Source organism: Chromobacterium sp. CCUG 76385 (genome assembly GCF_059916625.1).
The window spans coordinates 1-10,425 of record NZ_JAUCGU010000053.1; the positions used below are offsets into that span (position 1 = coordinate 1).

General features: G+C 64.9%; 10 protein-coding genes. 5 read left to right on the plus strand and 5 right to left on the minus strand.

Annotated features, from left to right (window positions below):
* Nucleotides 1-129: 129 nt before the first annotated feature.
* From QUG01_RS19495 to yjgA, 3 genes are read right to left on the minus strand one after another with little or no spacing between them, the layout of a single operon-like run.
* Nucleotides 130-1,080 (minus strand): YheT family hydrolase, encoded by a 951-nt coding sequence (locus QUG01_RS19495; RefSeq protein WP_500831538.1) that lies wholly within the window; start codon nucleotides 1,078-1,080, stop codon nucleotides 130-132.
* Nucleotides 1,077-1,655 carry a molybdopterin adenylyltransferase gene (mog, locus tag QUG01_RS19500; RefSeq protein ID WP_500831539.1) on the minus strand — a complete coding sequence of 193 codons (579 nt, stop codon included), beginning with the start codon at nucleotides 1,653-1,655 and terminating at the stop codon, nucleotides 1,077-1,079. Before mog ends, QUG01_RS19495 begins: the two co-directional genes overlap by 4 nt.
* Nucleotides 1,655-2,197, minus strand: coding sequence for a ribosome biogenesis factor YjgA (gene yjgA / locus QUG01_RS19505; protein WP_043626687.1), 543 nt, complete (start codon nucleotides 2,195-2,197; stop codon nucleotides 1,655-1,657). Before yjgA ends, mog begins: the two co-directional genes overlap by 1 nt.
* Nucleotides 2,198-2,280: 83 nt before the next feature.
* Between yjgA and pmbA the strand changes: the two genes are divergently transcribed.
* The 5 genes from pmbA to QUG01_RS19530 all read left to right on the plus strand — a co-directional run bounded on the left by pmbA (nucleotide 2,281) and on the right by QUG01_RS19530 (nucleotide 6,968).
* Complete coding sequence (gene pmbA / locus QUG01_RS19510) at nucleotides 2,281-3,624, plus strand: metalloprotease PmbA (protein WP_500831540.1); 1,344 nt, start codon at nucleotides 2,281-2,283, stop codon at nucleotides 3,622-3,624.
* Nucleotides 3,621-4,268, plus strand: coding sequence for a DNA oxidative demethylase AlkB (gene alkB, locus QUG01_RS19515; protein ID WP_500831541.1), 648 nt, complete (start codon nucleotides 3,621-3,623; stop codon nucleotides 4,266-4,268). Before pmbA ends, alkB begins: the two co-directional genes overlap by 4 nt.
* A 3-nt stretch (nucleotides 4,269-4,271) precedes the next feature.
* The gene (locus tag QUG01_RS19520) at nucleotides 4,272-5,165 is read left to right on the plus strand and encodes a DNA-3-methyladenine glycosylase family protein (protein WP_500831542.1); all 894 of its coding nucleotides are present in this window, start codon (nucleotides 4,272-4,274) and stop codon (nucleotides 5,163-5,165) included.
* A gap of 76 nt (nucleotides 5,166-5,241) precedes the next feature.
* Nucleotides 5,242-6,381: a patatin-like phospholipase family protein gene (locus tag QUG01_RS19525; RefSeq protein ID WP_500831543.1), complete on the plus strand. Its 1,140-nt coding sequence runs from the start codon at nucleotides 5,242-5,244 to the stop codon at nucleotides 6,379-6,381.
* An 89-nt stretch (nucleotides 6,382-6,470) separates the two neighbouring features.
* Nucleotides 6,471-6,968, plus strand: a complete 498-nt coding sequence (locus tag QUG01_RS19530; protein ID WP_274771829.1) for a disulfide bond formation protein B — start codon at nucleotides 6,471-6,473, stop codon at nucleotides 6,966-6,968.
* Nucleotides 6,969-6,981: 13 nt separating this feature from the next.
* Here QUG01_RS19530 and QUG01_RS19535 read toward each other — a convergent pair whose 3' ends face one another.
* Both QUG01_RS19535 and QUG01_RS19540 read right to left on the minus strand, forming a co-directional pair.
* Nucleotides 6,982-8,658, minus strand: coding sequence for a CHASE2 domain-containing protein (locus tag QUG01_RS19535; RefSeq protein WP_500831544.1), 1,677 nt, complete (start codon nucleotides 8,656-8,658; stop codon nucleotides 6,982-6,984).
* Nucleotides 8,659-8,667: 9 nt separating this feature from the next.
* Nucleotides 8,668-10,200, minus strand: coding sequence for a FecR family protein (locus QUG01_RS19540; protein WP_500831545.1), 1,533 nt, complete (start codon nucleotides 10,198-10,200; stop codon nucleotides 8,668-8,670).
* Nucleotides 10,201-10,425 lie beyond the last annotated feature (225 nt).

Below are 10,425 nucleotides of genomic sequence, written 5' to 3' on the forward strand. Positions count from 1 at the left end.
CTGGGTATCCATCATCACGCTCCTGGTGAGAGGCTTACTTCAGTGTAGTTACCAACTTGTAATTGGGACATAGCCATTCAAAAACTGCTCAGCATCGAATTCAGCCATTTTCGCTCCTTGTTTAGCGATTTATGACTTCAAATGCGGCTCGACAAAGGCCAGCACCCGCTGCGGCAGCCAGTCGATGCGGCCGGGGAAGGGACCGGTGGCGAAGCCGACGTGGCCGCCGTCGTCGGGAAAGTCCAGCGTTACGCTAGACGAAACCTGCGAGGGGTCGGGCAGGGCGCTTTCCGGCAGAAACGGATCGTTGCGCGCGTTCAGCACCAGCGTAGGACGAACGATGTGTTTCAGCTTGGGCTTGCTGCTGGCCTGCGTCCAATAGTTCAGCGCTGTGCCGAAGCCGTGCAGCGGGGCGGTGACCAGATCGTCGAATTCGATGAAGGTGCGGGCGCGGCGCAGCCGGACGTCGTCGAACAGGCCGGGATGGCGCTGCAGCGATGCCATGGCTTTGGGCTTCAGCGTGTCCAGAAACATCCGGGTATACAGCAGCTTGCCAAGCCCTTTGTCCAGCCGGGTGCTGGCGGCCACCAGGTCCAGCGGGGCGGAGATGGCGGCGGCGGCCAGCGGCAGCGCGGCCTCGCCTTCTTCGGCCAGGTAGTTCAGCAGCATGCTGCCGCCTAACGATACGCCGACCGCCGCCAAGGCGGCGAAGCGCCCGGACAGCCGATGCAGAATCCAGCGGACTTCCGCCGCGTCGCCGGCGTGGTAGGCGCGCGGCAAGGGATTGTCCACGCCGCCGCAGCCGCGGAAATGCGATACCACGCCGTGCCAGCCGCGCGCGGCCACCGCGTGCATCAGCGCCTTGGCGTAATGGCTGGCGCTGCTGCCCTCCAGGCCATGGAACAGCACCACCAGCGGCGCGCCGGGCTGGCCATCGACAAAGTCCAGCGCGATGCGCGCGCCGTCCGGCGTGTCCCACAGCTCGCGCCGGTAGCGCGGCGGGGCCAGCTTGACGGCCACGGCGGGCCAGATGGTTTGGGCGTGGCCGCCGCGCAGCCACGATGGCGCGCGGTAGTTCATGGCGCCGGCTTGATGGCGGACTTGGGGCGGAAGGCTTTGACCACCGACTCGTGGGTTTCGATATACGGCGCGCCTATCAGGTCCAGACAGTAGGGCACGGCGGCGAAGATGCCGGGCACCTCCACCTTGCCGTCGGCGCCGCGCAGGCCTTCCAGCGTTTCCTGGATGGCCTTGGGCTGGCCCGGCAGATTCAGGATCAGACTTTGCTTGCGGATCACGCCCACCTGCCGCGACAGGATGGCGGTGGGGACAAATTTCAGGCTGATCTGGCGCATCTGTTCGCCAAAGCCCGGCATCACGCGGTCGGCTACCGCCAGCGTGGCGTCCGGGGTGACGTCGCGCGGCGCCGGGCCGGTACCGCCGGTGGTCAGCACCAGTTGGCAGCCTTCGTCGTCCACCAGCGTTTTCAGTTCGGCCTCGATGCCGGGCTGTTCGTCAGGTATCAGCCGGGTGACGGTTGCAAACGGAGTGGCGAGGGCGCGGGCCAGCCAGTCTTGCAGCGCCGGCAGGCCCTTGTCTTCGTAGACGCCCTGGCTTGCGCGGTCGGAAATGGAAACCAGGCCAATCTTCAGCATTATTCTTCGTCCTCATCCTTTTGCCACAGCCGCGGCTTGCCCGGCTCCGGAATCAGCGCCTTGATTTCCTGGTACAGCTGGCGGTAGGCCTTGGGGGCCTTGTTTTCCTGCAGTTCCTTGCGCGCGTTGCGCATCAGCGTGCGCAGTTGTTGCGGATCGCCTTCCGGGAAGGCGGCCAGGAAGTCGGACAGCGCCTTGTCGTCGGCCATCAGCTTTTCTCGCCAGCGCTCCAGCAGGTGCTGCCAGGCGATGTGCTCGGACGATTCGCCCTTGAGGATTTTCAGGTATTCGCGGATGGGTTCCGGATCGACGTCGCGCATCAGCTTGCCGATGTACTGCATCTGGCGGCGCAGCGCGCCGTTGGCGGTAAAGCGTTTATAGTCCAGTACGGCGGTGAGCAGATCCTCCGGCAGCTGCATCTTCTTCAGCGTGTCCTTGGACAGCTCGACCAGCTCGCGGCCCAGATCCTGCAGCGCGTCCATATCGCGCTTGCGCTGGGACTTGCTGACGAAACCATCGTCGTCGTTCTGGTAGTCGGTCATTGTTGCTAGGTCTCACTCGGTTTTCAAGGCTGGTATGATACCGGAAAAGGCCGCCGGCCGTTTCCACTGTTCCGAAAGATACTATGGCAGACAAAACATTCAGTTTCAGTCCCGACATCTTGAACGGCATCGCTGACCGCGTGCTCGAGCTGGCTCGTCAGCACGGCGCCAGCGCCGCCGAGGCTGACGTTTCAGAAGGTATCGGCCAGACCGTGAGCGTGCGCTTGTCCGAGGTGGAAACCATCGAATACAACCAGGACAAGGGCGTCAGCGTCACGGTTTACCTGGGGCAGAAGAAGGGCCATGCCAGCACCTCGGACTTTTCCGATCAGGCGCTGTCCGATACCGTGCGCGCCGCGTTGGACATTGCCCGCTACACCGCCGAGGACGATTGCGCCGGCCTGGCCGATCCGCAGCTCTTGGCCGACGACCTGCCTGATTTGGACCTGTACCACCCGTGGCAGCTGCCGGTGGAGCAGGCCATCGAGCTGGCGCGCCGCTGCGAGGACAGCGCGCGCGCGGTGGACGCGCGCATCCGCAACTCCGAGGGCGCCAGCGTGTCGGTGCAGGCCAACCAGTTTGTCTACGCCAACAGCCATGGTTTCCGCGGCGGCTTCTCCAGCAGCCGGCACAGCCTGTCGGCGGCGGTGGTGGCGGAAGAAAATGGCGTGATGCAGCGCGACTACTGGTATTCGGCCGCGCGCCATCGCGATGATCTGGCGCCGGTGGAAGAGATCGGCCGCATCGCAGGCGAGCGCGCCGTACGCCGCCTGGGCGCGCGCCGGGTCAAGACCGGGCAGTATCCGGTGCTGTTCGAGGCGCCGGTGGCGATGTCCTTGCTGGGCCACCTGACCGCGGCGATCAGCGGCGGCAATCTGTACCGCAAATCGTCTTTCCTGCTGGATGCGCTGGGCAAGCCGGTGATGGCGGCCAAGGTGACGATAGACGAAGACCCGCTGATGATGCGCGGCCTGGCCAGCAGCGCCTTCGACAACGAGGGCGTGGCGACGCAGTCGCGCCGCTTGGTGGATGGCGGGGTGCTGCAGGGCTACCTGTTGTCCAGCTATTCCGCCCGCAAGCTGGGCATGCAGACCACCGGCAACGCCGGCGGCGCGCACAATCTGGTGGTGCACTCCACCGGCGAGAGCGTGGCCGAGCTGCTGAGCCAGATGGGCAGCGGCCTGCTGGTGACCGAGCTGCTGGGCCAGGGCGTCAACACCGTGACCGGCGACTACTCGCGCGGCGCGGCCGGCTTCTGGGTGGAAAACGGCGTCATCGCCTATCCGGTGGAGGAGATCACCATCGCCGGCAATCTGCGCGACATGTTCCTGAATATCGAGGCCGTCGCCAACGATACGCTGGACCGCGGCGGCCGCCGCATAGGCTCGGTGCTGGTCGGCGGCATGATGGTGGCCGGCGAGGAGTGAGCGGCAGCCTGTTCGCGTCGGCCGACGGCCCGTGGGCCGAGCAGCTGTCGGCCGGCACCGTGCTGCTGCACGGCTGGGCCTGCGCTGGCGAAATCGCGCTGTGCGCGGCGGTGGAGGCGGTGTTGCGGCAATCGCCGCTGCGCGGCATGGTCACGCCCGGCGGACAGCGCATGTCGGTGACCACCGCCAGCTGCGGCGAATGGGGCTGGGTGTCGGATCGGCGCGGCTATCGCTACTCCGCCGTCGACCCGGACAGCGGCCAGCCCTGGCCGGCGATGCCCGATCCTTTGCGCGAGCTGGCGCGCGGCGCGGCGGCTCAGGCTGGCTTCGCGGGTTTCGATCCCGACGCCTGTCTGATCAATTGTTACCTGCCCGGGGCGCGCATGGGCTTGCATCAGGACAAGGACGAGCGCGATTTCAAGGCACCCATAGTTTCCGTGTCGCTGGGCTTGCCGGCGGTCTTCCTGCTGGGCGGCCTGCGCCGTGCCGACCCAAGCGCCCGCATCCTGCTGCAGCACGGCGACGTGCTGGTGTGGGGCGGGCCGGATCGCATGCGCTTCCATGGCGTGCAGCCAGTCAAGCCGGGCTGCCACGCCTTGCTGGGCGAACGCCGCATCAATCTGACCTTTCGCAAGGCGCGCTGAATCATGCCTGTCATCGATTGCGATATCGCGCTGCCGCCTGGCTTCCGCCCGCAGGACATCCTGGCGTTTCATCGGCGCGATGGCGAGCGGCTGGCGGAGCGGGTGGACGAGGATGGCTTGAAAAAGGGCCTGTTGTGGCAGGGCAGGCCGGCCTGTCTCGATCTGCGCTTCCAGGATGGCCGGGCCGCGCTGCGGCTGGCGGTGGATGGCGAGGCCGGCGACGCCGGGCAACTGGCAAGCCTGGGCCGGCGCATGCTGGGCCTGAATCAGCCGGTAGAAGCATTTGAAGACCGTTACCGCGGCCATCCGCAACTTGGCGCGCTGATCGCCGCCCGAGCCGGCCTCCGGGTGCCGCAGACGGCCACGCCGTTCGAGGCGCTGGCCTGGGCCATCACCGGCCAGCAGATCAGCGTGGCGGCCGCGGTGACGCTGCGCCGGCGCATGCTGCTGCTGTGCGATTGCCGCCATTCTTCCGGGCTACTGTGCCACCCGGACGCGGCGCGGCTGGCGGCGCTGACCGCGGATCAACTCGGCGAGTCCGGTTTCTCCCGCGCCAAAAGCCGCGCCTTGCTGGCCCTGAGCCAGGGCGTGGCCGATGGGACGCTGCCGCTCGATGACTGGCTGGATGGCGTGCCGGCCGACGTCATCGCCGAGCGCTTGCTGGCGGTGCCGGGCATCGGTCCGTGGACGGTCAGCTACGCCTTGCTGCGCGGTTACGGCTGGCTGGATGGCTCGCTGCATGGCGATGTGGCGGTGCGCAAGGCGCTGGGCATGCTCTTGGGCATGGCGGATAAGCCGGACCAGCAGCGGACGCAGGATTGGCTGCGGGATTTCGCCCCCTGGCGCGCGCTGGTGGCGGCGCATTTGTGGGCCTTGCTGCAGGCGGGCGGCTTCTGAGCGATAGGCTTGCTGCTGCACTGCGTTTTTGACTATCTCTAATAGAACAAATAAGACGTTCGGAAAGAGGCAAGTCATGCGCAGGCCGAGCAAAATCGGTTTGGTATTGTCCGGCGGTGGCGCGCGCGCGGCGTATCAGGTAGGGGTGTTGCTGGGCATTTCCCGGCTGTTGCCCGACCCGGAGCGCAACCCTTTCCCCATCATTTGCGGCACCTCGGCCGGCGCCATCAACGCCGTGGCGCTGGCATCGGGCGCCGGCAACTATCATCTGGCGGTGACCACCCTGGCCAAGGTGTGGAAGCAGCTGCACATTCAAGACATCTACGACGCCAGCACGCTCTACTTTGTCAAAACCTTCCTGCATTTTGGCCTTTCGCTGCTGAGCGGCGGGCGCGTCTGGCGCAATCCGCAGAGTTTTCTCGACAATGCGCCGCTGCGCGGCTTGTTGGCGCGGATCATGAATTTCGACGACGTGGACCGCTCCATTCATAGCGGCGCCCTGCAGGCCTTGGCATTGACCGCATCCTGCTACACCACGGGCATGTCGGTCACGTTTTTCCAGGGGGCGGAGGCGCTGGACGAGTGGTCGCGCTATCAGCGGCAAGGCCTGCGCGAACGCATCGGCCTGGATCATGTGATGGCGACCTCAGCCATTCCGCTGATCTTTCCGTCGGTGAAAATAGGGGAGAAGTTCTATTGCGACGGCGCGGTGCGCCAGTTGTCGCCCTTGTCGCCGGCGCTGCACCTGGGGGCGGAGAAGCTGTTCGTGGTCGGCTTGGCCAGTCAGCGGCCCGATACGATAGAGCGGCGCAATGTGGGCTCCTATCCGCTGCCGGCGCAGGTGTTCGGCCACCTGCTCAACAGCGTGTTCATCGACAGCATGGCGGTGGACATGGAGCGCTTGCAGCGCGTCAATCACACGGTTTCCCTGCTGCAGGATCACGCAGAGCTGGCCAGCCGCACCTCGCTGAAGAGGGTGGAGATTTTCCAGCTGAATCCCAGCAAGTCGCTGGAGGGCATTGTTTACCGCCATACCGATCTGTTTCCTCCAGTATTGCGTTTCATCATGAAGGGCACTGGCGGCACCAAGCAGCGCGGCACGGCATTGGCCACTTATTTGCTGTTCGAACCGGGCTACTGCCGCGAGCTGATCGCCCTGGGCTACCATGACGCCTTGGCTCACAAAGACGAGATCCGGGCTTTCCTGGAATTGTGAGCATCCGGAACTTTGCCAGGCCGCCCCAATCTGAGCTTTTCCGTTTACACTGCGTTACTCGCAAGACATATCAGGAAAGGCTAAGGGGCATGGGTTTGAATATCAGCAACCGGCAAGGGTTTCTATTGGTGGCGGCGGCTTGCGCCGGCGCCATCGGCTTTGCGTTGTTCGCGCAATATCAGCTGGGCGAGGAGCCTTGCCCGCTGTGCATTCTGCAGCGCATAGGGGTGATGGCGGTGGGCGTCTGCGCGCTGCTGGCTGCGCTGCATAATCCAGGCAGAGCCGGCGCCAGGGTATGGGCCGGCCTGGTGACGCTGTCCGCGCTGGCTGGCGGCGGGGTGTCGCTGCGCCAGCTGTGGCTGCAAAGCCTGCCGGCGGACCAGGTGCCGCAATGCGGGCCGGGGCTGGAGTTCCTGATGGAGTCTTTCCCCTTGTGGGAGGTGCTGTCCAAGGTGCTGAAGGGCAGCGGCGAGTGCGCGGCGATCCAGGGCCGTTTTCTCGGCATGACCATGCCGTTCTGGGTGGCGGTGTTCTTTGCGGGCGTGATTGTCTGGACCCTGTGGCTGGTGAGCCGTCGCCGCGGATGATGATTGGCCCGATTCAATCTTGCAGCGCGGACGCATCGTCCGCGCTTTTTTGCGCGCTGGTGGTCGGTTGCGCGGGATAAAGGCTGACGCGATTGCGGCCGCTGCGTTTGGCTTCGTACAGCGCCTGGTCGGTATGTTCGAATAGCGTGCGGGTGCTGTCCGCCGCGCCCGGAATGCAGGCGCATACGCCTATGCTGCAGCTGACCTTGCCTAGCGGGCTGGCCGAGTGCGGCAACTCCAAGGCCGTCAGGTGGCCAAGAAAGCGCTCGGCGGCCGCCATGGCCTGTTGCGCATTGCCGGGCGTGATCAGCACGCCGAATTCCTCTCCGCCCAAGCGCGCCGTCAACTGGCCTTTCTGGTTGAAGCAATCCCGCAGCGCGCGCGCCACTTTCCGCAAGGCCTCGTCGCCGGCGTAATGGCCGTAGTGGTCGTTGTATTTCTTGAAATGGTCGATGTCGAGGATGATCAGCGCCAGCGATTTTTGTTTCTGTCGGTATTGTTCGAAGGCATGGTTGAATGCCTCGTCGAAATGGCGGCGGTTGTGCAGCCGCGTCAGTCCGTCGGTGAAGGCCAGGGAGAACAGCCGGGCCTGGCCGCTGACGTAGCGCAGGGTGCCGCTGAGCAACAGCAGCATGGCCACCACGCTGCCGCCTACCCACAAGGAGGCGAAATAGAGCAGGGCGGCGGAGCTGAGCAACACCGCGCCGGCGGCCAGCGCATAGCCGGCCAGCAGCTTTGGCGCGCGAAGCCGGCGCGACAACAGCCAGTCGAACAGGCCCAGCAGCAGCGCGCCCAGCAGGCATTCCCGCCACAATGGCATGGGCCGCCTCAGCTGATGGTTCAGCAGGCCGTGCACCATATAGGCGTCGATTTCCACGCCGGGCATGCCGGCATTGTTGACGGATACCGGCGTCGGCTGCTGATTGCCCAAGCCGTTGGCGGTCACGCCTATCAGCACGATGCTGTCGTCGAACAAGGCGGCCGGCAGCCGGTTGAGGGCGTCGCTGTACGAAATCAGATGAAAAGGCTGGGCGCCGCTGCTGAATGGCACCATGACCAGATCGCGCCGCAGCCAGGCCTGGCCGGGACGAGGGGGCTGGGCTGGGGGGATCGCTTCGCGCTGGCCGTTGGCGACGTCGCGAATGGCGGCCGCGAAGCTAGGGTAGCGCGGCTCGCCCAGCCCGGCTTGCAGATAGACGCGGCGAATCGCGCCGTCCTCGTCCCGCTCGTAATCGGTATGGCCCAGTCCGGCCATGGCACCCACGATGACTGGCAGCGGACGGGTTTCCAGCAGTTGGCCGCTGCGCAATTCCGGGAAAACCGGGCCGACCACTTTGCCGTTGCGGCGAATGGCATTGGCCAGATAGCCATCCGCTTCGGGATGGTCGCGCGAGGGCTCGGCGATGGCGATATCGAAACCGACGGCGCGCGCGCCGCCCAGCTTGTCCAGCAGTTGGGCATGGAAGGCGCGCGGCCAGGGCCAGCGGCCCAGTTCGGACAGGCTCTTTTCGTCTACGGCGATGACGATGAGGTTCTGTTCGGGGCCGTGAAACGGATTGTTTCTTGTTAGAATGTCATACCACCAGAAATCGAGCCGCCCCAATAATTGGCTGGCGGTCAGCAGCAGGCCGAGCAGGGCGAGCAGCAGCGGAGCCGCCCTGCTGTAGCGGGATATCTGGAAGGAGCGCATCGTGTGATTTTACGGCAAAAACACGGTGGAATATCGCTCTTTGGCATGGTATTCGCCGTCGCCGTCCACCAGGATGGTGACGATGAAATGGCCGCTTGGCAGGCGCAGCAGCGGCCAGGCCGGTTCGGCGGCGCTTTGCTGCCACACGATGCGCTCGGGCGTGTCCGGGCGGGCCAATTGCAGCGTATAGCGCGCGTTGGCCAGCGGATAGCGCCGCGATTGCAGCTTGCGATCGCCTGGCAGGCCAAGCCTGTACCAGGGGTCGATGCGCACTTCCTGGGTATTGCCGTAGGGGCCGGGCTGCCCCTCTTCATTGAGCGAGGCCAGCCGCCAATACCATTTGCCTTTGTCCGGCACATTGAGGGCGAAGGCGCTCTGCTCGACCCTGCCTTGATGCCAGATGTCGGTGAAGGCGGGGTCGCGCGCCACCTGCAGCCAGCCGGGGCGCTCCGGGCTGGCGCTGCTGCCTATCCATAGCGTCTGGGCGCGCTGGCTGGTGCGGCTGCCGTCGTTGAAAACTAGCGGCGGCAGCGGGTTGGCTTGCAGCGTGAAGACGCGGGAGGCGTCGAAGCCTTCAATGCCCAGCTCATTGCGCGCGCGCACGGTCAGCAGGTAGCTGCCGTTTTGCGGAAGTTCCGGGTAGAAGCGCGCCGCATCCGTGCTGCGGCTGAACAGCTGCTGCTGGGTTTTCGCATCGGACAGCGCCAGCTGATAACCGGCTTCGCCATGCTGTTTATGCCATTCCAGCAGCGGCGGGTTGAACGGGCTGATGGTGATCATGCCTTCCAGTTGCGGCGGCTGGGGCAGGGCTGCCGATTGCTTGCCGTCGCTGCGTCCGCCGAATCCAGCCGGAATATCGATGCCATCATCTCCGGCTGCCAGGTTGACCTTGCCGCGCAGCACCTCGGCGGCGGTGTCCTTGTCATTCAGGCTGCGTACGCGGAATTCGGTGCCGCGCACGGTGGTGACGGCGGACGGGGTGTAAATCTGATAGCGATTCGGCATCAGCTGCTTGGGCACCACCGCATTGCTGGCGGAGCCTCGGTCCAGCTGGTTCAGCGACTGGATGGCGCCGGTGGTCGGGTAGAACACCTGTTTGCCCAGCGTCAGCTGGCTGTTGGCGCCCAGTTGCAGCGTCGAACCGTCTGCCAGGCGCAGCTTGAGCGTGGCGTCCTGGCCGGTGGACAGCCGAGTGCCGGCAACAAGATGCAAGCCGGTCGAGGCTTTCAATGTTTGTCCATCGGGTCCTTGGATGCTGACGGGGCCGGACAGGGCGTCAATGGTGACGGCGGATTCGTTATGGCGGGTCCAGCTGTATGGCACCCGCAAACGGCTGCCCGGCGTCAGCCGATAAGGATTGGCGATGCCGTTTTGCTGTTGCAGTTTGGGCACATAGGCCGGGGAAGTCAGGTGTTTGGCTGCGAACGACCATAGCGTGTCCCCGGATTGAACGGTGTATTGCCATGTAGGCTCGTCCGCGCCGGCACTGGCCCAGGCTGCGTGGCTGCTCAGGCACAACGCCAGCAGGGCTGTCTTGTTCATGTGAAATCTCTTGATGTAAATTTTTAAAAGTCTAATAGTATTCCCAGCTACTAAGCATTTTGCAACATCTATATGCCGATGAAGTGGGATGGGGTAATCCGGGATGGGGCTGGAAATGCAAAAAGCAGCCCGAAGGCTGCTTTTTGGCGTTGGCGGAGTGGACGGGACTCGAACCCGCGACCCCCGGCGTGACAGGCCGGTATTCTAACCAACTGAACTACCACT